Genomic DNA, 24,381 nt, shown 5'->3' on the forward strand with positions numbered 1-24,381 from the left:
ATTTAATTAGTTTCCTTACGCTCAAGCCAAGCAGCACCCAGGGCAGTGGCTAAGGCCAAACCTCCTAGTGCAAGCATGGCCAAACTGTTGTGCTTCTCGGCACCAGTTTGTGGCAGTGCATCAGTGCTGCTTTCCTGATTAAGCTTGCCTTTTTTGTTTAATTTGCCGGCTGCAGCTGCCAGTTTAGCAGGACGGTTAGCCTGATGCTTGTTAGCTGTGAGACCTTTGATTGATTTGGCAGGTGCTTTCTTGCTCTGCTTATTTGCATGGAGGCCTTTAATTGCCTTCTTAGGTGCCTTCTTTTTCTTGTTCTTTTTGCTGGTCGGAATTGGAGTCGGCTCATTGTCAGTCGGCGTCTGGTTTCCAGTTGGGGCAGTGGTGGAGTTATTAGTTTGACCATCATTCTTGCTGTAAACGTAGGTCACGTTTTGCGGACTATTGATAAAGAAGCCAGTCGCATTATCAGGACGAGTCTTTAAAGTATAGCCAGAAACAGTCTCGGCACCAGTAGTATAGCCATCGCCAATCCGGCCTTGGATTACGCGGTCAGGGGCAATGGTGTTGCCATATTCATCTTGATAGTGAACAGTAACGGCAGGCGCTATGGCCGCAGGGCTGCTGACAATTGAAACAGCAGTGTTAGAAGCATTAGAGCCATTAGAACTATTGGAGCTATTAGAGCTGTTAGAGCCGTTAGAGCTATCGGAGCCATTTGAACTATCAGAGCTGTTGGAGCTATTGGAACTGTTAGAGCTGTTAGAACTATTAGAGCTATTGGAACTGTTGGAACCGTTAGAACTATCAGAACCGGTTGAGCTTTCAGAGCCTTGTGATCCTTCGGAACCAGTCGAGCCTTCGGAGCCTTGTGATCCTTCAGAGCCGGTTGAACCTTCGGAACCAGTTGAACCTTCGGAACCAGTTGAGCTATCAGAACCGGCTGAACCTTCGGAACCAGTTGAGCTATCAGAACCGGCTGAACCTTCGGAACCAGTTGAGCCTTCAGAGCCTTGTGATCCTTCGGAACCAGTCGAGCCTTCAGAACCAGTTGAGCTTTCAGAGCCGGTTGAACCTTCGGAACCAGTCGAGCTATCAGAACCGGTTGAGCTTTCAGAGCCTTGTGATCCTTCGGAACCAGTCGAGCCTTCAGAACCGGTTGAGCTTTCAGAGTCTTGTGATCCTTCGGAACCAGTCGAGCCTTCAGAACCAGTTGAGCTTTCAGAGCCTTGTGATCCTTCGGAACCAGTCGAGCCTTCAGAACCGGTTGAGCTTTCAGAGCCTTGTGATCCTTCGGAACCAGTCGAGCCTTCAGAGCCATTAGGAGTAGATGATCCATTTTTGGTGTATATGAGATTAACGGTTTGAGGCTTGCTTGTGAACAGAAAGCTATCTATATCCGTTGTCGATCCATTGAAGTCCGCGTGGTCAAACTTATAACCCTTAATTTCTTTGGGCTTAAAAGCAGTGAATGAGTTGTCGTTGACAAGTTTAGTATCTATGTCCCCGAATTGCTCATCTGCATCAGCAATATCTTTGTTATCACTTTGATAATGAACTGTAATTGGTCCTCCAAGATCAGCAAAACATACATAGGTATCATGTTGAGTCGAAGGATTAAATTCGTCTAAGAATGCCTGTGGATAGTACCATTTGCATGTACCCTTTTTAGGGGAATCTTTTCCTAGACCCATGTTTACCCAAGTGCCTTGAACATTAAGATTAGAATTTGAAATATCGCACTTAGATCCTAAAACTAATTTTCGTAAATTAGGGTCATTATCAAACATTGAATCACTAGACTTAGCAGACGGAATATTAAAGTTTTCTATATTTAGTTCTTCAAGATTGGTACAATTTTCAAACATAGAACTTAAGCCATTAAAATCATCTATCTCGTCGGTATTGAAATTTTGCAGGTTTAAGCTTTTTAGATTAGTACACCCGTTGAACATATCCATCATTTCATCTACATTAGAAGTATCAAAATATGATAAATCTAAAGTTTCTAGAGCAGTACACTGACCGAACATACTTTCCATATTAGTTACTTTACTTGTATTAAAACTTTCAGGAAGGGACAGGGAAGTTAGTGATGAACAGCTATCGAACATATCGTCCATCCGTGTTACTTTATCTGTTTTTAAGTTTTCCAAGTCCTTAAAAGTTTGTAAACTAGAAAGTCCAGAGAATAAATTATTAGCATATCCTTCAATTTCTAATGTTCCTAATATATCTATCTCTGTAATTTTTGATGTGTCTACCCAAGGTATGTTGTTATTAATGCCAATTTTTTTAAGTAAACTATCACTTTTAATAGTATATTGCTTGTCAGGTAAACCAATTTTTAATATACCATTATCAGCTGTAACGGGGATATCGTTCCATCTGCTTGAAATTGCGCCATCACGAGTAGCTTTAGCAGGAACAAATTGTGAAGAGCTTGCTTCTTGCTTGTCAGCTTTTGCTTTGTCTGTGGTGCTTGGATCGCTGGTATTGCCTGCATCTGCACTATTTTCACTTGCCGTGCTGCTATTGGCTCCAGCTTGACCCTGTCCAGTTTCTGGGGCGCTGCTTGCAGTGCCTGCATTATTCTCATTGCCAGCAGTTTGACTGCTGCTGTCTTGACCAGTATGGTCATCATCAGCTGCTTCGCCTTCCGTTTCTGAACCAGTTTCACTTTGATAGTTCAACTTAGTCTTGACTGCTCTTTTCGCAGTCTTTTTAGTGGCACGAGTGCCATTCTGATTAGCTGCCTTGACCGTCTGGGGCTTGGCATTAATTAAGCCTAAAGCAGCTGCGGCCACGCCGCCGAGCAATATTTTTTCTCCTTGCTTGTTAGCATTCTTATGTGTATTCATATAATTCCTCTTCTAAACTGCATATTAATATAGATTTAGTATATGGCTGAGTTTATTAAAAGTCAAACTGAGCTAGGCTAGACCGAAAAACGCCCTATATTTGATAATATAGAACGTTTTTTATTTGTCGGAATATATTTAGTCTTTCTTACGCTCAAACCAAGCAGCACCCAGAGCAGTGGCCAAGGCCAAACCGCCTAGTGCCAGCATGGCTAAACTGTTGTGCTTCTCGGCACCAGTTTGCGGCAACGCATCAGTGCTGCTGTCTTGATCCAGCTTGCCTTTTTTGTTTAATTTGCGATCTGCAGCCGCCAGTTTAGCAGGGCGGTTAGCCTGATGCTTGTTAGCTGTGAGACCTTTGATTGATTTGGCAGGTGCTTTCTTGCTCTGTTTATTGGCATGAAGGCCTTTAATTGCCTTCTTAGGTGCCTTCTTTTTCTTGTTCTTTTTGCTAGTCGGAATTGGAGTCGGCTCATTGTCAGTCGGCGTCTGGTTTCCAGCTGGGGCAGTGGTGGAGTTATTAGTTTTACCATCATTCTTGCTGTAAACATAGGTCACGCTTTGCGGACTGTTGATGAAGAAACCAGTCGCATTATCAGGCCGAGTCTTTAAAGTATAGCCAGAAACAGTCTCGGCACCAGTAGTATAGCCATCGCCAATCCGGCCTTGGATTACGCGGTCAGGGGCAATGGTGTTGCCATATTCATCTTGATAGTGAACAGTAACGGCAGGCGCTATGGCTGCTGGGCTGTTGACAATTGAACCGGTAGTGTTAGAAGCATTTGAGCCATTAGAACCAGAGCCGTTTGAGCCAGACCCGTTGGAACTATCAGAGCTATTGGAACCGTTAGAGCTATCAGAACCGGTTGAACCTTCAGAGCCTTGTGAGCCTTCAGAGCCAGTCGAACCTTCGGAACCGGTTGAACCTTCAGAGCCAGTCGAGCTATCAGAACTGGTTGAACCTTCGGAACCAGTTGAGCTTTCAGAGCCAGTCGAACCTTCAGAGCCAGTCGAACCTTCAGAGCCAGTCGAGCTATCAGAACCGGTTGAACCTTCAGAGCCAGTCGAGCTATCAGAACCGGTTGAACCTTCGGAACCAGTCGAGCCTTCAGAACCGGTTGAGCTTTCAGAGCTGTTAGAACCGTTAGAGCTATCAGAGCCGTTGGAACCATTTGAACTATCAGAGCTGTTGGAGCTATTGGAACTGTTAGAACCATTAGAGCTATCAGAGCTGTTAGAACCATTTGAGCTATCAGAACTATCAGAACTATCGGAGCTGTTGGAACCATTTGAGCCATCCGAAGTGTCAGAAGTGTTATCAGCTTTATTTTTCGAATAGACCAAAGTAATATCTTGCGGGTCAGAAATAAATGCTTTTATATCAGAATTCTTGTTTTCTTTGAACTTATAGCCAGCAAATTCTTTGCTGGTGTCAACAGTTACTGGGTCTGAAATGTTGCCGAAAAGTTTTTCATCAGGAATTTCCTTACCATCTTGATCAACTAACTGCTTGCCGTCTTCGTCTTGACGATGAACAGTAACGATGCCACCAGTATACCTAACGTAAGTGTCATGGTCTCTGTCACCTTGATATTTAGTTATCAAATCAGCTGAAGACCACTGATTAGTACCCTTGGCCAGAGAACCATTTCCTTCACCCATATTTACCCAGGTACCTGATTGTTGAAGTAAATCTTCAGGTTGTTCTCCGTCTAGAGGAAATTTAACCCCTTTGCCTAAAGTTAATTTAGTTAAATTTGTACATGAATCAAACAAGCCATCTAATATAGCATCATCAGTAATTATAAAGCTAGATAAGTTTATGCTAGATAAGTTGGTGTCTGCATAAAACATAGAAGAAAAGAATGCAACTTTGCTAGTATCAAAACTTGAGAGATCTAATGAAACTAATTTTGGACAATTAGCAAACATGTAGCTCATGTCAGTGACATTTGAAGTAATGAGGTTATCTAAACCGTTAATTTGAGTTAATTTAGGAAGAGTATCAAATAATGAATCAGCCGGCCCATTAATTGTTATTTTTCCCAGAATATCTATTTCAGTAATATTATCAGTATTTATAGTACTTATATTATTATTAATACCAATTTCATTTCCGGCGGTGTTGTCAATTGTATAGGTTTTGCCTTTTTCACCTAGCGATAAGACGCCATTATTGAAGGTGTAAGGAACTCCTTCCCAAGTGTTATCAGTTTTATTTTTAGAATAAACTAGAGTGATAGTTTGTGGATCGGAGATAAATGCTTTTATATCAGAATTCTTGTTTTCTTTGAACTTGTAGCCAGCAAATTCTTTGCTGGTGTCAACAGTTACCAAGTCTGAACTGTTGCCGAAAAGCTTTTCATCAGGAATCTCCTTACCATCTTGATCAACTAGCTGCTTGCCATCTTCATCTTGGCGATGAACAGTTACTGTGCCACCAGTATATCTAACATAAGTATCATGGTCTCTATCACCTTGGTAATTGGTCATTAAATCAGCTGAAGACCATATATTTGTTCCTTTAGCAGGAGAGCCCTGATCAACTCCCATGTTTACCCAAGTTCCTGGCTGTTGAAGTGAATCATTTGGTAGATCATTCGTTGTAGTGAATTTAAAACCTTTACCTAAAACTAATTTAGTTAAATTTGTACATGAATCAAACAAACTATAATCTACAGCATCATCAGTAATTGTAAAACTAGATAAGTTTACGCTAGATAGGTCAGTATCTGCATAAAACATAGAAGAAAAGAATGCAACTTTGCTAGTATCAAAACTTGAGAGATCTAATGAAACTAATTTTGGACAATTGGCAAACATGTAGCTCATGTCAGTGACATCTGAAGTAATGAGGTTATTTAAGCCGTTAATTTGAGTTAAATTAGGAAGAGTATCAAATAATGAATCAGCTGGCCCATTAATTGTTATTTTTCCCAAAATATCTATTTCAGTAATATTATCAGTATTTATATTATTTATATTATTATTAATGCCAATTTCTTTTTCGGCGATGTTGTCAATTAAATAGTCTTTGCCTTTTTCACCTAGTGATAAGATGCCATTATTAAAGGTAAAAGGAACGCCTTCCCAAGTGTTATCAGTTTTACTCTTAGAGTAGACCAAAGTAATATCTTGCGGGTCAGAGATAAATGCTTTTACATCTGAATTTTTATTTTCTTTGAAGGTGTAACCGGCAATTTCCTTGCTGGTGTCAACAGTTACTGAGTCTGAAATGTTACCGAAAAGTTTTTCATCAGGGATTTGCTTACCATCTTGATCAACTAGCTGCTTGCCATCTTCATCTTGGTAATGGACAGTAACGGTACCGCCTAGATTAGCAAAACAAACATAAGTGTCGTGATCAGTAGAGCCCTGATATTTGGTCATTAAATCGGCTGAAGACCACTTATTAGTGCCTTTGGCTGGAGAGCCCTGATCAACCCCCATGTTTACCCAAGTTCCCAAATCAGGCAAAAATGAATCTGGTTTTCCTTTAATTTCTGGAATTTTAAAGCCACTACCCAAGACTAATTTTTTTAAATTTGAACAGAAACGAAACATGGTGTTCATTTTGCTATTATCAGTAATTTTGAAGCTTGATAAATTTATACTACTTAAATCAGTATCTCCACCAAACATTCCGTTGAAGTTAGACACATTAGTGGTATCAAAAGTAGAAAGATCTAAGGTTGCTAACTTAAGACAATTAGCAAACATAAAACTCATGTCTGTTACATCATTAGTAACTAGATTGTTTAAATTTTTAATTACGTTTAGATTGCTTAATTTATAGAAAAGCTGACTTGCCGATCCCTTAATTGTGATAGGGGCATTAATATCAATTTCAGTGATATCGTCTGGTGTTATGTTACTAATATTTTGGCTAATGCTAATGTTGTTATTGGCCGAATTGTCAATTGTATAGGTTTTATCTTTTTCACCAAGTGATAAAACACCATTATTAAGCGTGAGAGGTATATCTTCCCAAGTACTTGAGAAGATAGTATTGCTGTCACGAATTGCGTTAACAGAATTAAATTGTGCAGAGTCAGCAGAATCAGCTTTTGCATTGTCTGTAGTGCTTGGATCGCTGGTATTGCGTGCATCTGCATTATTTTCACTTGCTGTGCTGCTATTGGTACCAGCCTGGACTTGTCCAGTTTCTGGGATGCTACTATTTTGGTCAGTGGGCTCATCATCAGAAGTTGCTTCACCCTCAGCTTCAGTTTGGTAATTCAATTTAGTCTTGACTGCTCTTCTCGCAGTCTTTTTAGTGGCACGAGTGCCATTCTGATTAGCTGCCTTGACCGTCTGGGGCTTGGCATTAATTAAGCCTAAAGCAGCTGCGGCCACACTGCCGAGCAATATTTTTTCTCCTTGCTTGTTAGTATTCTTATGTGTATTCATATAATTCCTCTTCTAAACTGCATATTAATATAGGTTTAGTATATGGCTCGGCTAAATCAATGTCAAACTGCATAAAAGAAAAGCACCCGTTAAAATTGAAGCGCTTCATAATATTTAGACATAAATCTAACTATTGGGAGTACTTTTTTAATGACTAAATATACAACTGCTTTGTAAGCATCTCGCGCGCCAAAACTCTTTGACTGACGTAAGCAAAGCATATTACGCAAGGGCAATTGTCATGATAATGCACCGGGAAAACTAAGATCAATTCACTAGAAGAAAAGTGGGAGTACTGCATGATTATGTTTACTGGTTCAATCATATTAGAAGATCAAACAAACTAAAATACACGACTCCGATCAAATATCGGAATCGTGCATTGAATTTTGCGTAATATTAAAATGTCTAACTTTTTAGTTTCACTTCATATTTTTACTGATGAGTTTTATTTAATTTTCTTACGACTAAACCAGGCTGCACTTAGTGCACCAACTAAAGTTAAGCTTCCTATTGCAAGCATAGCTAAACTGGAATGCTTATTAGTACCTGTCTGTGGTAAAGCAGCAGTTTTTTGATTTTTAGTAACGCTTGAACTGCCTTGCTTTTGAGACAAATTGTTGTTTACTGTTGGTTTGAAAGCTTTTTTCTTTTTTTCTTTCTTGTTTTCCTTCTCATTTTTTACCTTCCGATTATTTTCTTTAGGCGTTTTAGAAGGGGTATTAGGGGTATTAGGAGTAGTAGGAGTAGTAGGCTCATTAATATTTGGTGTCTTGTTTGTACCTATCGTAGTATAAATATAAGTTACATCTTGCGGGAAAGTGCTAAAGAGTCCCGTGGCATTATCTGGTCTCGTCTTTAAGGTATAGCCAGAAATATTTTTAGCTTCAGTAGTATAGCCATCGCCAACATAGCCACTCAGTATCTCATCGGAAGCAATAGTATTACCAAATTCGTCTTTATAGTGAACAGTTACATCTGCTGCTCTAACTTTATTAGTATTAGGGTTGTTAGTGTCTGGCTTTTTAGTATAAATAAAGTCGACAGTTTGCTCTTTCTCGGAGTAGCCAACAGTTGCTTTATCAGTCCCAGGCTGTTTAGCGCCATTGATGTTAATTTGCTTAATTGTGTAACCAGATAATTGTTTTGGGATAATATCTTTCTGATCACCATAAAGTACCCCGGCAACATTTTCCTTCATCGGCTTATTGTCTTTATCAAGAAGAGGCTTTGTATGGCCTTTATCATCCACATAGTATAAATAATTAACATTAATAGATTTACCTTGTTTTCTTTCATAAATAAAGTCGACAGTTTGCTCTTTCTCAGAGTAGCCAACAGTTGCTTTATCAGTCCCAGGCTGTTTAGCGCCATTAATGTTAATTTGCTTAATCGTGTAACCAGGTACTGGTTTTGGGATAATATCTTTTTGATCACCATAAAGTACCCCGGCAACATTTTCTTTCATCGGCTTATTGTCTTTATCAAGAAGAGGTTTTGTGTGGCCTTTATCATCCACATAGTATAAATAATTAACATTAATAGATTTACCTTGTTTTCTTTCATAAATAAAGTCGACAGTTTGCTCTTTCTCAGAGTAGCTAACAGTTGCTTTATCAGTCCCAGGCTGTTTAGCGCCATTAATGTTAATTTGCTTAATCGTGTAACCAGGTACTGGTTTTGGGATAATATCTTTTTGATCACCATAAAGTACCCCGGCAACATTTTCTTTCATCGGCTTATTGTCTTTATCAAGAAGAGGTTTTGTGTGGCCTTTATCATCCACATAGTATAAATAATTAACATTAATAGATTTACCTTGTTTTCTTTCATAAATAAAGTCGACAGTTTGCTCTTTCTCAGAGTAGCTAACAGTTGCTTTATCAGTCCCAGGCTGTTTAGCGCCATTGATGTTAATTTGCTTAATCGTGTAACCAGGTACTGGTTTAGGGATAATATCTTTCTGATCACCATAAAGTACCCCGGCAACATTTTCCTTCATCGGCTTATTGTCTTTATCAAGAAGAGGTTTTGTATGGCCTTTATCATCCACATAGTATAAATAATTAACATTAATAGATTTACCTTGTTTTCTTTCATAAACGAAATCAACATCTTGTTCGTGATCAGTAAATGTGACTGTGACTTTGTCATTACTAGATTGTTCATGTTTATTGACCAAAATGGAATGGATAGTATAGCCATATATATTTTTAGTCTCAATAGGTTTGCTGGAGTCACCTTTATTGCCAGCAACTACATAGTCATATGATTTTCCATCTTTATCTAAAATTGGGTGTTGTTTTTCTTCTTTATCAAGGTATACGTAATGAATTTTTACAGGGTAGCCGTCATAGAACATGATATAAGTATCGTGATCAGTTTCACCATTATAATTATTCATTAAATCGGTGGAAGACCATTTTTTACTCATTTCTGGATCCTTTTCGTTACCGTTACCAACATTAACCCACGTTCCCGGAGTATTAAGACCAGCAGTTTTATCCTCACTTGTAAACTTACAATTTTTACCTAACACTAGTTTTTTCAACTTAGTCAAATTATTTAGAAGATTACTAAGTGATACATAATGTTCGACCCTCTCCATATTAAAGTTTGCAATATTCAACACAGTTAAACTACTACATTCACTAAATGCGTCATCCATTAAAGTGACATTTTTAGTGTCAAAACTAGATAAATCTAAGTCTGTTATGCTAGAACAATTACTGAACATGTAAGCCATATATTGTAGGCTATTAGTATTAAACTTGGTTAGGTCTACTTTTGGATTTTCTGGATCTGCTGAATTATTGGAACTTGGATAACTTACAGAATCTAAACTTGAGCAGCCATAAAACATACCTGTCATATCAGTAAATTGAGAAGTATCGATTTTATCTGGTAAAATTAGGTTTTTAAGGTTAGAACAACCCCTAAACATCTCTTTCATGGTAATAGGATCATCTTTATTACCATTCTTGTTAATATTTAAACCGATATTTAAACCACTTAAATCTAAGCTAGTTAAACTTCCGCAGTTTTCAAACATATAGGACATATCAGTTACTTTGGAAGCATCTAATTTATTTATTCCCTCAATTGAACTAAGGCTTGAGCAACCGGCAAACATGCCATTCATACTAATTACATTAGATGTATTCAGATTTTCTAATCCAGTAATTTTGGTTAAACTTGACAAATCAAAGAACATACTTTGCATCGTACCTCTAAAGTTAAGAGGACCTGTAAAATCAACTTCTTTAATTTGGTTTTTATCTGAAAAAAGTGGGTGAGCAAAAAGACCAGGACCATCTTTTGCTAGTGAAAAAATATTAATAGAATTACCGGGAATGCCATCAATAGTTTGATTATTACCTTTAATGGTGTATATTCCACGTCCTGGCTGATAAGTTACATCTACGCCAAGCCAAACACCAGTTAATATGGTAGGATTTCCGCTATCTCTTTTGACAGCTTTTTCAAGTTTTTCAGTTTTTATACTGTCTTTTGTGCCTGAAAAGCTGGTATTGCCTGCAGTTGTGTCTTGATTATTTTCACTTGCTGAACTGTTATTAACATCAGCTTGGTTCTGTCCAGTTTTTGAAGTATTGCTTGAGATACCTATACTACCTGTACCCGCATTAGTCTCGCTATCAGCTGCTTGATTGTCGCTCTTTTGATCAGTGGGGTTATCGGCAGTAGCAGTTTCACCCTCAGTTTCCGAATTGGTTCCAGTGGATTCTGTTTGGTAATTTAATTTAGTCTTGACTGCTCTTCTCACAGTCTTCTTGGTGGCACGCGTGCCATTCTGATTAGCTGCCTTCACCGTCTGGGGTTTGGCATTAATTAAGCCTAAAGCAGCTGCGGCCACGCCGCCGAGCAATATTTTTTCTCCTTGCTTGTTAGCATTCTTATGTGTATTCATATAATTCCTCTTCTAAACTGCATATTAATATAGGTTTAGTATATGGCTGGCTTAGGCAAAAGTCAAACTCAGCTAGGCTAGACTAAAAACCCAGTACTCATATTGACTGCTTTAAGTATTTTCCTACTATTTTTGTGACTTGGATAGCTTATTCGGATACTTTTTGTAGTGCTTTTACACAGCAGTCTAATTAACTATAGTTTCAGTGATATTTTATGAATCTTAAATTATGTGCTCTTTACTAAATATGATGAAAAGAGACAACATGCATGACTAATTTTTTAATAGTCTAAATTAATCAACTACCATGAATGGAACTATTAACCAACCACCTTCACTAGCTGAACCTGTGTATTCAACTGTCATGTAAAACATTTCACTAGTATATTAGGTGTAAGTTTGTTTACATTTCAAGTTACTTGTTGACTATTTATTACACCTAGATTGTCCTAAGTACTTGCATAGTAATGATAAAATTGTATATAAAAAGCACACTATAAGTACATTTATAGAGTGCTAATTTTTAATGTTTGCTTTTTCTATTGTAATAAATAATAGCTAATCCTAAAACACTGAATAATGATATTAAACCCAGTGCTAACAGTCCTAATTGCCAGCCTTTTATTGCTTTAGCACTAGGTTGGCGAACGTCTTTTTTCTTATTAACTATTGATTGTATCTTACTATTAATATGAGTCTTTTGCCTATGTTTATATTTTTGCGATTTCTCTTCTTTAACGGTGTTGTTACTACTTAAGATATTTTTATTATAAATATAGGTTAGCTCCTGTGGCTTTTGCTTAAGCGTAATTGCAGTTGTATTTAAATCAGTATCAATATGTGAACCGTTAAAGTCTTTAAGTTTAACAGTATATCCTGGCAGTTTTAATGCCGAAGCAGTTTGCTGATCATTAACAAAGCCACTTAAAATTTCATCTGGAGCAACTTTTTTGCCAGCAGTATCTTGATAATGAACAATCACATTTGAAACTTTTTCCCTATTATAATAGAAGGTAATTTCTTGCGGTTGATTGTTAAGTACAATGGCTACGCTTCCCGGATGGTGTGAAATACCATTGTGGTCAATTTGATAATGACTCGGTGTATAGCCAGAAATATCCTGCGGTTGAATTATTTTTTGTTCACTAAAGACGCCGCTAATTGTGCTTTCAGGAGCGATTGGCTTACCAGTTTCATCTTGATAATGGACGGTGATATCTGCTGCCTTGTTACGAGTATAAATTAGAGTGATTTCTTGTGGTTGGGCGGTAATAGTAGCAGTGACAGAGCCCTGACTAATTGGTGTCGTAGTCCCATCAACTGCTTTGGCACTAATTGAATAACCAGTAAATGTCGGAATAGTAATAGTACTGCTGGTATTAACATCACCATATAGTTTCTGCTGACATGCAATGGTATTATCCGCGTCATCTTTAAAGTGAATAGTAATAGGTTGCCCGCTGACAATTCTAAACGGGATAATGTACCAGCCTGAAATTATTGGCTCTTGCGCTGAATTACTACTACAGAACTTAACGGTCATTGCTGCACTATCATCTGACTGTAATCCTGAAAGATCCCATGTTACGGTTTGTTTACCATTGACTTGACCGACATGATCACTCCAATTGCTGGAATATTGCTTGACTGGATATTTAGAACTAAGGTGCTTACCAGTCTCAACCTTAAGTGTCATGTTTTTGCCATTAAAATCAAGCAGCTGGTAAGGGCCCGACGTGTAAGAAGTAGTTCCTGCAGTTAGGTGAACTGGCTCTGCCAATATTATTTGTTTTCTTAGCTTTAGACTACCACTTTCAATTAATTGCTTATTCGATTTTAATGGTGAAAAATCAGTAATTGCATTATATGAGAGATTTAGTTGAACCAATTGTGGCTTATTTGCTAAGGCAGAAATATCATGCAAGTTGCACATTTCTAAATTAATATTGGTTAATTTATACAAATTTTTTAAAGCAGAAATATCCGCTAAAGTTGAATTAATAACAGCTCGGTGACACCAATCACTGTTTAGCTGACGGTCAGGAGCCAGATTTATTTTAACCAAATTAGTTGCATATTCTAATCCGGCCAGTGATTTAAGCCGCAAACGCAAGCGATATTCAGCAGGGGAAATAGCATATTTCCGTTTGCCATGAACGATAGGCATTTCGCTTGGTGCGATTAAGCTGAGTTCTGTCAGATTGGCAAGACTTTCTTTGGTAATTTGCTTAATTGGTTGACCTAAATTAGCGGCCACGATTTTCTGTAAAACTTTATCTGGCATCCAGCTGTCAAGTGTGTTGGAATTTGAGACAGAATTTTGCAGTTTAAATGCAGGCTCAATTGTATCATTCAAGTCGCTTGATTCTCGGGTTTTAGTCGTCATTTAGTCATCATCTTCTTTACTAATCCAAATAGCAGTAAATTTGGCTTTTTCTTTTAATAGAACGCTTACTTTGAAATAACATGATTATTATAATGATTAAATTAAAGAAGTTTGTAAAAATAAACATAATTATTTACACCAAAGTAACCGCAACCAAATACTATCCTCATAATACTGTGTTAACCTCAGTATAGCATGGATTAACAAAGATGACTATTTCGAAATAGATAATTTTACTACTATTATATAGTTAACCTTTTAATCTTTATCTTAAAAACCAGATGTGAACAAATCGCCAGCCTATGGCCAGGACAAAAACAATGTTAAAGATAATAATTACTGCTCTGATGAAAGTCATATTTTGATAAAATTTTGGTTTAGCATTTGCGCGGACTTGAACAGCCTTGTTAATTTTCTTGTGCTGTTTATTGTTTTTCAAAGATACTTGATGTTCTTTTTTACTATGCTTTGGCTTAGCAGTCAATTCGCTAAGAGCTAAATTATGCTGACTTGCTTTCATTTTGCTGATCAAGTCGCCCTGTGCAACTGTACGGTGTTGACCGTAACCGTATTTGGAAGTGTTAAAGTCTGAACATGTAATTAGGGTAATCATACTCTTATCCTGCACATTGTTTTCAACTTCAACTTGAGTTGGTTTGATGGCAAAAGACATCCTTTTTATTTTATATACATAAATATGATGCAAGTCTGTGACATAGATGAGGTCACCAGGGTGAGCCAGATGCAAATTATCCAAAACTGCAGGACCATAAGACCCCATATAGTGTCCTGCAAGCACATAATTATTAGCGCCGCCCATGACGCGATCCGGCAGACAGGTAACGACACCGTATTCCAAGTTCTGGTTTTGATCGCCATAACCGGCAAAAAGGGGATTATGAATATTAACAGCAGGAATAGCAATGCGGCCAATAGCGTATGCCTTGATTTGCTTGGCTCTAAGGACGCTGGCTGCGCTAACTGATTTGGTTTTGCTGGCATCATAACTTGTTTTGCGTTTTTTATTTCTATCTGCTTTCTTTTGTGTTAAAGTGGTATTTGCTTTTTCCGCATTTTGCTGAACTACATATGAGTTGCCAAAACCGGAGCCGAAAAAGATTAAAGTTACGCCCAGATAAAAAAGGGCACCTAAAAGTAACACTCGAATAGTAGACCATATTTGCTGTTTTGAAGATTTTGCTTGCTTTTTACTTGCCATTTGATCCCTTTTCTTTAAACTACTATTAGTCTTCTGCTACTATTTAAGTATAAATTTGCGTAAAGTACAATTATTTATCTCGAATTGAAACACTTAAAAAAAATAATCAAATAAGTATTGAAATCGCTTTAATACTGATTTATAATATCAGCTGTAAGTAGACGTGTTACTGATTTGATCAGGCATTACCTATGAACAATACTTTTTTGGTACTGTTTGTAGGTTTTTTTATTGGAAAGGAAGTAGTTGAAGTGAAATTTGTTAAAAATTTTAACAACAACGCTGCCTTGGTGTCTGATAAGGCTGGAGTAGATTGGGTGGTGATTGGCAACGGGATTGGCTTTGGCAAAAAAGTCGGCGATCCCATTGATGAGGACAAAATTTCACGCCGTTTCGTAGCTGTTGAAAAGAACATTAAGATGATTGACAGTGTGAAAGATATTGATCAGCGAACCTTGAAGTTAACGACTGAAGTGATTAATTTGGCAAGCCAAAAATTACAGATCACTTTTTCTGATTATGAATTTTTGGTATTAGCTGATCACATTGATTTTATGTTAACCCGTGCTACAGGAAATATTGAATTAGGCCAAGATACGCTTGGCTGGGAAATGAAAAAAATATTTCCTAAGGAATATGGCACGGCTCAGGAAGCCTTAAAGTTAATGAAGGAAGAAACCAAGCTAGATTTTCCTCAAAGCGAAGCAGCTTATCTGACGTATCACTTCATTAATGCAGGTTCTGGTCAAACAAAGCTGCAGGACACGATTAAAATTACTAAACTGATTAAGGGAGTAATTGATATTATTCAATATCAATACGGAATGCAGCTAGATACTGAATCGTTTAACTTCAACAGGTTCATGACCCATTTACGTGCCTTTATGGTAAGGCATATGTGTGGTGAAAGCGACCAGGATTCAGGCAGTGAGCTTGATCATTCCTTGATTGAATTAATGAAAGTCAAGTACAAAAAGGCGTATGATACTGTTCAAAAAATCGGCACGTACTTATACAAGCAGGCAGGCTGGCAATTGCAGCCTGACGATCAGGTATATTTAACTCTTCATGTCTGGCGGGTAACGCATAGACAAAAAGATGCTCAATCGCAGAAGAATTAAATTTACTATATTTTAATAATTTATAAGTTTAAACGGTGTGTTACTGTTTACAGGCATTAACCCGAGAACTTCAGGTGAAAATCTCACAGCAAATTAGTGAGGTGCTTTCTTGAGGTTCTCGGGTTTTGATATTTAGGAGGAAAAAATGGCTTACGAGGATCTAAGTCGTGAAATTATCGCTGATGTTGGCGGTAAAGATAACGTGATCAGTGTTGTTCACTGTACTACGCGCTTGCGTTTTAAATTAAAAGATATGAAAAAGGCTGATGATGCCAAATTAAAGGCCACTGATGGCGTAATTTCTATTGTGAAATCCGGTGGTCAGTACCAAGTTGTGATTGGCAATAATGTCGCTGATGTTTATGACACGCTGGTTAAAGTAGGCGGATTTTCTGGTGGCGGCAGCGTACCCGATGATTATGAAGATACCAGCAACATGAGTTTAGCAGATAAGTTTATTGATTTAATCTCTGGCATTTTCAACCCGATTTTAGGGCCAATGTGTGCTGCCGGTATGATCAAGGGCTTTAATGCTATGTTCTTAGCTTTTGGCTGGGAAGCACAAACTTCTGGTACTTACATTATTTTAAATGCCATTGGTGACAGTTTATTCTACTTCCTGCCAGTTATTTTAGGAATTTCAGCAGCTAAAAAGTTCGGCATGAACGGCTATCTAGGTGCAACAATTGGTGCTGCACTTTGCTATCCTACAATTGTCGCAATGGCCAGCAGTAAAACCACTCTGTTTACTGTATTTAAGGGTACTATTCTCCAAGCACCAATTCACATGACTTTTTTGGGAATTCCGGTAATTTCGATGAACTATACTTCATCAGTCATTCCAATTATCCTGTCAATTTGGTTTGCTTCTAAAGTGCAGAAATTGGCTAAAAAGATTATTCCTGATGTTGTCAAAACTTTCTTAGTGCCATTTATGGTTTTACTAATTACTATTCCTGTTACCTTTATTGTCATTGGTCCTGTTGCTACCTGGTTAGGCAACGCTATTGCAGCTGCTGTCAGTGCTGTTTACCACTTCAGCCCAATTGTTGCCGGCATTTTAATGGGAGCATTCTGGCAAGTATTTGTTATCTTTGGCGTTCACTGGGGCTTTGTGGCAGTTATGATGACCAATATTGCTGCTTTAGGTTATGATCCAATTTTAGGCTTATCTTTAGCAGCTTCATTTGCCCAAACAGGCGTTGTTTTAGCAATTATTTTCCAAACTAAAGATGAAAAAACCCGCAGTATTGCAATTCCAGCCTTTGTTTCTGGTATTTTTGGGGTTACTGAACCGGCTATTTATGGTGTCACCCTTGAAAGAAAGAAGCCTTTCATTTTAAGCTGTATTGCATCTGCAATTGGGGCCGGCATCATTGGCTTCTTCCAAGTAAAAGTATTCCAGATGGCCGGAATGGGAATCTTCTCAATTCCAGACGCTATTGGTAAAAATGGTATTGATACTGGCGTTTATGGTTTAATTTTAGCAATGGTTATAGCAACAATTTTAGGCTTTGCTTTCCAAATGCTATTTGGTAAAAACAGTGTTGATGCACCAATAACTGAACAAACTGCCTTAGCGACAGCTACAAATGCAGGTACAGATAATAATGCTGCAGCAAACAATTCTGCAAGTTCCGCAAATGTTAAACCAGAAGTTTCATATAATAAGGAAGAAAAATTGGTAGCTCCGTTAAATGGACAGGTTGTGCCATTAAGCGAGGTTAAAGATGAAGTCTTCTCCAGTGGATCAATGGGTAAAGGCGTTGCGATTGAACCACAAGAAGGTAAAGTATGTTCACCACTTGATGGAGAAGTAGTAATGGTTTTCCCTACCGGTCACGCAATTGGTCTTAAATCGACTAGTGGCGCAGAAGTAATGATTCATATTGGTATGGATACTGTTGAGCTTGATGGCAAAGGCTTTACTACTTTAGTTAAAAAAGGTCAGAGTATCAAAAAAGGTGAGCCTCTTATTAATTTTGACCTTGAAGCTATTAAAAAAGCTGGCTTTGAAACTACAACACCAGTAATTGTTACTAATTCTAATAATTACCATGAAGTTAATACCGTTGCGAATGGTACAATAACTATCGGGGATCCATTATTAGACCTGAAATAACGAAAGGAGATAACAATGACTACAAATAATTTTCCTAAAGGATTTTTATGGGGCGGTGCTACTGCTGCCAATCAATTAGAAGGTGCTTACCAAGAAGGAGGTAAAGGTTTATCTTTGCCAGATGTTTTACCTGGCGGTAAGGACCGAATGAAAATCATTGCTTCACCTGATTTTGATTTTAAGATTAATTCAGATTATGTTTATCCTAACCACATTGGTATTGATCACTATCACCATTATAAAGAGGACATTGCACTTTTTGCCGAAATGGGCTTTAAGTGCTACCGCTTTTCAATTGCCTGGTCCAGAATTTTTCCTAATGGGGATGAAGAAACTCCTAATGAAGAGGGACTTAAGTTTTATGACTCACTAATTGATGAATGCTTAAAGCATGATATTGAGCCTGTAATTACTATTTCTCACTATGAATTACCTCTTCATTTAATTACTGAGTATGGCAGCTGGAAGAATAAGAAATTAATTGACTTCTATGAGCGCTTTGCCCGCACCGTTTTGACTCGTTATCAAGACAAAGTTAAGTACTGGATGACTTTCAACGAAATTAACAGTGCTGCTCACTTTCCAATAATGAGTCAAGGCTTAACGACAAGTAATGGCGCTGACGATAAGAAAAATATTTACCAGTCATGGCATAACCAATTTGTTGCTAGTGCAAAGGCTGTTAAGATTGGCCATGAACTCAATCCTGATATGAAAATCGGTTGCATGATTTTATACGCTACTACTTACAGCTATGATTCAAATCCTAAGAACCAATTGGCTACACTGCAAGATAATCAGGCTAATAACTTCTTCTGTGCCGATGTTCAAGTAAGAGGACATTATCCTGCTTATACTAAGAGCTTATTAGCTCGTCAAGGTGTGCAATTATCTGACATTGATTACACTGATGATGAATTGGCATTGCTAGCTCAATACCCAGTTGATTATATTGGTTTTAGCTATTACATGTCATCTGTAGTTGACGTTACCCATGAAAACCAAGAAACTACTAACGGCAACTTAACGGGCGGCGTTAAGAACCCATTCTTAAAGAGCAGCGACTGGGGCTGGCAAATTGATCCAACAGGATTAAGAATTGCCTTAAACCAATTGTCCGATCGCTATCAAAAGCCAGTTTTCGTTGTTGAAAATGGTCTGGGTGCAGTAGACAAGCCTGATGCAAATCATTATGTGGCTGATGATTACCGGATTGACTACCTGCGTGAACACATCGAAGCTATTTCCCAGGCAATAGACGATGGCGTTGATGTTATGGGTTATACTCCTTGGGGCTGTATTGATTTGGTCAGTGCTTCAACTGGTGAAATGTCGAAACGTTACGGTTTTATCTATGTTGATGAAGATGATGAAGGCCACGGAACCTTTAAGCGCTACAAGAAAAAGTCTTTTGACTGGTACAAGAAGGTTATTTCTACTAACGGTGCTGATTTAGGGTAAATTTGACAGATTAATAAGAGCTCCGAAACTAAGACATCTCAATTTCGGGGCTTTTTAGTTGTCATGGTCTTGAAGATAAATTCAGAAGGTTCAATTGCTTTTTAAATTTAGTGAAATAAAGCCAAAATAAAAAGTTATAATTACAACTAAAAAGGCGGCCTTTGCCGCCCTTTTTGCTTTATAATTATTTAAATTTAGCTGAATATTTCATATCCTTAAACTGATGATGACCATATTTTTTTGTTAATTTTTTTGTTCTGAAATATTGACTAGTTGTCTTGAAGCTTATTGGGCTAGCTTCAAATAACACACGGTATTTTTTGCCTTTAATCGTTTCAGTGCGACAGGTAATAGCAAAATCATATTTTTGAATAGGTTTAGATAAAGGATTACCTAAAATAGCCCATTTGATTCCATTATGATGAGTCCATGTTCTCCGATAAGCGTGAAGAAATAGTCTTTTTTCAGTACATTTTCTTTTCCATTCTGCAGACATCTGCCAAGGATATTTATGAGTCCCTTTTACATAACCGTATTCTGCAATACCACAATTACCAAGAATATCACCATATTTTTCATGGATAATATAGCGGTAATTACTCTTTCCTCCCCAATAGCCCTTCCAGCTCTTAGGAAAGACGGGCTTTTTTAAATACCCGTATTTATTACCAGTTTCTACTTTATTTTCACCGTTTGCACTTGCACGCATAACCGCAGTTGTTAAACCTAAAGTACCGAGCCCGAAAAAGATAATCACAAGAGAAAACAGTTTTTTTATTTTTACTTTTTTCATTTTTAACTCCTTAATCTTAAACTCCTTATATGAATATATTATACAACTATTATCAATTTTAAGTATTGATTAATGAAGCTTATATTTTAAAAAGAAAAGTTTTGTCAGCTTACTAAAATATTGCAATATTTATATTTATTTTAATGGTATGGTAACTACAATTTTGATTAGATATAGTAAAATGCTTTAGCATTTTTGCATTAATTAACGAAGTTTAAAACTTGTCTGTCTAATTCCCGCAAAAATAAAAACCAAACTTTTCAATAAGAAAGTTTGGTTTTATTTTCTAAATATCTTAATCAGTGCTTATTTTACAAATTAGTCGTTAAATTTTTAACCGCATTTCTGGCTGAGTAAACACAGTAACCGGCATGACTACCAGGAACTTTAACGCCATAGGTATCGCCATAAATTACGCCTGAGCCGTCACTGCCGATTGCATATAAATGCTCAATTGGCTGACCTTTGTCGTTCAATACTTCATTATTCAAGTTAACTTTTAAACCGTCTCCGGTGGTAAAGGCACCCACAGCCAATTCTATTGCGTAAAACGGACCTTGTGCAACTGGCAGTAAGTATTTCTTATCCTTACCAAAATCAGTGTCAACGCCTTTTTCAGCAAGATCATTATAATGATTAATCGTTTCTTCAAGATTAGGAGCGGCGATCTTCTCTGCCAGTTCCGCTAGCGTTGGAGCAGAATTCATAAAGTCGTAGTTTTTAGTGATGGCTTCTTTAACATTGTCGCGCAAGTGCGGATAATTGGGTAATTCATAAAAGGGGTGTAAATCTAGTGGAAATCCTTTGTCAGTAAAATCATCAATAGTCTTTTGATCTAGAATGGCAAAAACGCGATCTTGGCGAATCATAGCATTTCCTTCATTAGCCCAATTACTTACGCAATCAAACTCATTGGTAAAACGATTACCAGCTTCATTTACCCATAAAATAGGTTCATCACAGACAGCGCTGCCCAGATCCCATGATGCAAATTCAAATGTCGGAGTTTGTGAGTCATGAATTTGACCACCAAAATTCATTGTCATGCCGGTAAAAAAGTGTTTTGCTCCTTGCTTCCATGCCATTTTTAGACCATCACCTGTAGATTTGCCAGAGTTAACTGGTACAATCCGTTCAGGGTTGAATTTATTGGCATTCTTCATTATTTCAGGATTATTTAAATAGCCACCAGTAGCTAAAATTACGTTTTTAGCTTGTAAAGTAATATCCTTGCCTGCTGCTAAGTCTTTAGCGATGACAGTCCAACTGCCGTCAGCGTCATGCTTTAAGTCAACTGCTTGAGTAGAAGTTTTAATCGCAATATTATTTTTTTCAACGTACGGCTCTAATGCTTCATGGATTGCCTTATTACCATGACCTGTGAATAAGTGCCAAGTTGGCAAATCAGTGCCCATTTCTGTAACTTTATCAAACTGAACACCGTGTTCTTGGAGCCAAGCGACATTTTCTGCAGAGTGGTCAATATAGTGGCGCCACATTTCATGGTCAGCCTTATAGTGTGAATAGTCCATTTCCAACTGAAGAATTTGCTCACGCTTAATATCAATTCCTGCCTCTTTTTGCAATTTTGATTCTGCAGCAAAAACACCTTCAACATAATTACCAGTTCCGCCAGTTGTTCTGCCTTTTTCTAGCACTAGGGCATTTAAATTTCTGTCTGCTGCATCTGTGGCTGCTGCGAAACCTGCAAGACCACCACCGATAATAATCACGTCATATTTTTTAGTCATAATATTTATTCTCCTTTATTTTCAAATCTTAAGCGGAATTTTGGTCCAATTAGAGGGATGATTAAAGCAATGAAATAAATTATTGCTACTACAATGAAAACTACTATGAATGAATTGCTGCCTTCATAAATGTAACTAAAGATCGGAGTGGCAAATGCTCCTATAACACCTGTGATGGCACTAACATTAGAGTAGCCAATATCAAACGCTGGCCCAAACATTTCAGCACCAAATACTTGCTCACCAGTTCCCATGACTGTCGCACAAGCAGTTGTTAGTAAGGCAGCAGAGTACAGTAAAACAAAAGATTTTGTGTTAGCAGCTAAAATGAAGAGCAACATTGCTGCTATTGGACATATCAGCCAAGCAGCTACGGCTTTGCTACCCCATTTATCTGTAGTAATCCCAAAAAGGGGAGTAACAAAAATTTCAGCTGCACTGATTAGAGTAATAATTAATCCTCCTGCAGTAGGGCCAAAACCACTACGAGTTGTAAAAACCGGGATTAAACTTTGAATATTGCCCCCAAATTCGACCAAGGCATAGAATAGTAACACCAAAACAAAAGCTGCTGAAAAAATAACAGACTTGGTTTTAATTTGCGGTGCTGCATGAATAGACGCTGTTTCTGTATTACCTTGAACTTGCTCAGCTCCATATGCTTTTAACCCGATATCTTCAGGCCGAAGTTTCATGATGAAAGCGCCAAGTAAGCCAATAACTAGGCTAATACATCCTAGTGTCAGAAGTGCAGAACGCCAACCCAGTTTGGTGATTAAGATAGTAGTAAAAGAACTAGAAAACATTAGATAAACAGAAACAACAACGGCACACAATGAAAATGCAAAGTTTTTCTTAGCAACAAACCAATTATTAACCAAAATGCCTTGAACAATATAACCCGTGAAGGCACATCCTAATCCTATGATTACAGCAGTTAAATATAATACGATTAGATTGCGGGCTTGTGATAAAACTGCTACCGCTGCGGCTGTCATGATGACGGCTAATGCTAATGCCCAATTAAAATGGACTTTTGTGATAAAGCGACCTACCAGAACGAATCCAAATGACATTGAAATAATGGTGATAGTCATGAAGTATGATACTGCTGATAAAGGTGCATGCAATGCATGTACTAATGGGTCTAAAAAGAGACTCATCATGACAGTATAAGTATTGGCAATCACCGCACACATCAATCCGGAAAACAGGACAATTAGCCACGGATAAACTTTCTGTTTCATTTATTAAAATTACCTCCTTAATGAATTTAATCACATAGTATCATTGCTAAAGGCACTTTCTTAACGCATAATGGAATAAGAAAGTACAAAAAGGAATAATAAAATATGAATTTTTCACAATTGCGCTGTTTTATCTATGTTGTCGACAATTTAAGTTTTACCGTGGCAGCTCGTAAATTAGACTTTTCACAGTCAGCTATTTCCAAAAACATCAAGGAGTTGGAAAAAGAAGTTAATGTAAAGTTGCTGGATCGCTCTCCCCATAAATTAATGGTTACAGATGCCGGCAAATATTTTTATCAAATAGCTTTAGATATCTTAAAAAAAAGAGATAGTGCTGTAGATTATTTACAACATAGGTCGGCATCTGCTGATCTCACTCAGATAAGGATAGGGATGGCGGCTAATCCCTTAGAACACTACATTATCCCTTTGTTTTTGCAAAAATTTAATTTACAGTGTAAGGATTACGACTTTACTTTCATCATTAATTTTTTGGTTGATTATTTATCCCAGTTGCAAGAGCGCAAGATAGACTTGGCACTTTTAACCAGTGATGTAATTAAGGACTCAGATGATGTCGTTTTTAAGCCGTATGTACCTGTCAAATATTGGGTTGCATTACCATTTGGCCATCCTCTAGAAAAGTATGAAACTATTTCCCTTAACCAACTTTGTCGTCAAAAAATTCTTTTACCGTATACTGACCGTTCTTTGCCAGATATTTATCAGCTTAATCAAACAGTTTTGTCTAAATTAGGACCTGATCAGATTAAATGGGTGGATGAGTACTTTTTAATGTATGACTTTATTAAGGCAAGACAAGGCGTTGGAATAATTCCCAATTTTTGCATTAACAAAAATGTTAACTTTGTCTCCTATCGCCCCTTAAAATATAAAAGTATTTATTATTATGGGCTGACTTATCTTAGAGACGATGAACCAGGTAACGCTGGCTGGATTAGTGATGTGCTGGAACAGGTAATTAGAAAAAATATTATTAATTAAAAAAAGCTAGTTCCAAATTAAATGGTGAAACTAACTGTTGTTTATACTAAATTGTCACCGGTCTTTTCCTGCAATTGCCT

Annotated in this window: 12 protein-coding genes and 1 pseudogene; 5 read left to right on the forward strand and 8 right to left on the reverse strand. The window is 37.5% G+C overall.

Features of this window, described 5'->3' with window-relative positions; all coding sequences use genetic code 11:
* Positions 1-2 precede the first annotated feature (2 nt).
* Positions 3-2,855, reverse strand: coding sequence for a BspA family leucine-rich repeat surface protein (locus AAA926_RS05590; RefSeq protein WP_338212061.1), 2,853 nt, complete (start codon positions 2,853-2,855; stop codon positions 3-5).
* 138 nt (positions 2,856-2,993) lie between these two features.
* On the reverse strand, positions 2,994-7,265 hold the full coding sequence (locus AAA926_RS05595; RefSeq protein ID WP_338212062.1) for a MucBP domain-containing protein: 4,272 nt from the start codon (positions 7,263-7,265) through the stop codon (positions 2,994-2,996).
* 213 nt (positions 7,266-7,478) lie between these two features.
* On the opposite strand from AAA926_RS05595, the pseudogene AAA926_RS05600 reads away from it, so the two are divergent.
* Positions 7,479-7,662: pseudogene (locus AAA926_RS05600) on the forward strand (IS3 family transposase); the annotation flags it as partial.
* Positions 7,663-7,713: 51 nt separating this feature from the next.
* Here AAA926_RS05600 and AAA926_RS05605 read toward each other — a convergent pair.
* The 3 genes from AAA926_RS05605 to AAA926_RS05615 form a co-directional block, all read right to left on the reverse strand.
* The gene (locus tag AAA926_RS05605; protein WP_338212063.1) at positions 7,714-11,193 is read right to left on the reverse strand and encodes a MucBP domain-containing protein; all 3,480 of its coding nucleotides are present in this window, start codon (positions 11,191-11,193) and stop codon (positions 7,714-7,716) included.
* Positions 11,194-11,716: 523 nt separating this feature from the next.
* Positions 11,717-13,579 (reverse strand): MucBP domain-containing protein, encoded by a 1,863-nt coding sequence (locus AAA926_RS05610; protein ID WP_338212064.1) that lies wholly within the window; start codon positions 13,577-13,579, stop codon positions 11,717-11,719.
* A gap of 265 nt (positions 13,580-13,844) precedes the next feature.
* Complete coding sequence (locus AAA926_RS05615; RefSeq protein WP_198179631.1) at positions 13,845-14,798, reverse strand: class A sortase; 954 nt, start codon at positions 14,796-14,798, stop codon at positions 13,845-13,847.
* Between the two features lie 251 nt (positions 14,799-15,049).
* Between AAA926_RS05615 and AAA926_RS05620 the strand changes: the two genes are divergently transcribed.
* The 3 genes from AAA926_RS05620 (at position 15,050) to AAA926_RS05630 (ending at position 19,502) form a co-directional block, all read left to right on the forward strand.
* On the forward strand, positions 15,050-15,919 hold the full coding sequence (locus AAA926_RS05620; RefSeq protein WP_338212065.1) for a PRD domain-containing protein: 870 nt from the start codon (positions 15,050-15,052) through the stop codon (positions 15,917-15,919).
* A gap of 145 nt (positions 15,920-16,064) precedes the next feature.
* Entirely contained in the window at positions 16,065-18,041 is a 1,977-nt protein-coding gene (locus AAA926_RS05625) for a beta-glucoside-specific PTS transporter subunit IIABC (protein WP_338212066.1), read from the forward strand.
* Positions 18,042-18,056: 15 nt separating this feature from the next.
* Entirely contained in the window at positions 18,057-19,502 is a 1,446-nt protein-coding gene (locus AAA926_RS05630) for a glycoside hydrolase family 1 protein (RefSeq protein ID WP_338212067.1), read from the forward strand.
* Positions 19,503-19,686: 184 nt separating this feature from the next.
* On the opposite strand, the gene AAA926_RS05635 is transcribed toward AAA926_RS05630, so the two are convergent.
* From AAA926_RS05635 to AAA926_RS05645, 3 genes are all read right to left on the reverse strand, one after another.
* The gene (locus tag AAA926_RS05635; RefSeq protein ID WP_338212068.1) at positions 19,687-20,295 is read right to left on the reverse strand and encodes a hypothetical protein; all 609 of its coding nucleotides are present in this window, start codon (positions 20,293-20,295) and stop codon (positions 19,687-19,689) included.
* Positions 20,296-20,606: 311 nt separating this feature from the next.
* Positions 20,607-22,046 (reverse strand): vinyl phenol reductase, encoded by a 1,440-nt coding sequence (gene vprA / locus AAA926_RS05640; RefSeq protein WP_338212069.1) that lies wholly within the window; start codon positions 22,044-22,046, stop codon positions 20,607-20,609.
* A gap of 5 nt (positions 22,047-22,051) precedes the next feature.
* Positions 22,052-23,293: an MFS transporter gene (locus AAA926_RS05645; protein ID WP_338212070.1), complete on the reverse strand. Its 1,242-nt coding sequence runs from the start codon at positions 23,291-23,293 to the stop codon at positions 22,052-22,054.
* A 105-nt stretch (positions 23,294-23,398) separates the two neighbouring features.
* Here AAA926_RS05645 and AAA926_RS05650 point away from each other — a divergent pair, with 105 nt between their 5' ends.
* Positions 23,399-24,301 carry a LysR family transcriptional regulator gene (locus AAA926_RS05650; protein ID WP_198179643.1) on the forward strand — a complete coding sequence of 301 codons (903 nt, stop codon included), beginning with the start codon at positions 23,399-23,401 and terminating at the stop codon, positions 24,299-24,301.
* The last annotated feature ends 80 nt before the right edge of the window (positions 24,302-24,381 follow it).

The organism is Lactobacillus juensis (assembly GCF_036246285.1).
In the GTDB taxonomy this organism is placed as follows: Bacteria; Bacillota; Bacilli; order Lactobacillales; family Lactobacillaceae; genus Lactobacillus; species Lactobacillus juensis.

Excerpts from the sequence above, each read along its gene's own strand:
- AAA926_RS05630 (WP_338212067.1), top strand. The coding sequence starts at position 18,057 with ATGACTACAAATAATTTTCCTAAAGGATTTTTATGGGGCGGTGCTACT.
- AAA926_RS05615 (WP_198179631.1), bottom strand. The coding sequence starts at position 14,798 with ATGGCAAGTAAAAAGCAAGCAAAATCTTCAAAACAGCAAATATGGTCT.
- vprA (WP_338212069.1), bottom strand. The coding sequence starts at position 22,046 with ATGACTAAAAAATATGACGTGATTATTATCGGTGGTGGTCTTGCAGGT.
- AAA926_RS05610 (WP_338212064.1), bottom strand. The coding sequence starts at position 13,579 with ATGACGACTAAAACCCGAGAATCAAGCGACTTGAATGATACAATTGAG.
- AAA926_RS05590 (WP_338212061.1), bottom strand. The coding sequence starts at position 2,855 with ATGAATACACATAAGAATGCTAACAAGCAAGGAGAAAAAATATTGCTC.
- AAA926_RS05605 (WP_338212063.1), bottom strand. The coding sequence starts at position 11,193 with ATGAATACACATAAGAATGCTAACAAGCAAGGAGAAAAAATATTGCTC.
- AAA926_RS05625 (WP_338212066.1), top strand. The coding sequence starts at position 16,065 with ATGGCTTACGAGGATCTAAGTCGTGAAATTATCGCTGATGTTGGCGGT.
- AAA926_RS05645 (WP_338212070.1), bottom strand. The coding sequence starts at position 23,293 with ATGAAACAGAAAGTTTATCCGTGGCTAATTGTCCTGTTTTCCGGATTG.
- AAA926_RS05650 (WP_198179643.1), top strand. The coding sequence starts at position 23,399 with ATGAATTTTTCACAATTGCGCTGTTTTATCTATGTTGTCGACAATTTA.
- AAA926_RS05635 (WP_338212068.1), bottom strand. The coding sequence starts at position 20,295 with ATGAAAAAAGTAAAAATAAAAAAACTGTTTTCTCTTGTGATTATCTTT.
- AAA926_RS05595 (WP_338212062.1), bottom strand. The coding sequence starts at position 7,265 with ATGAATACACATAAGAATACTAACAAGCAAGGAGAAAAAATATTGCTC.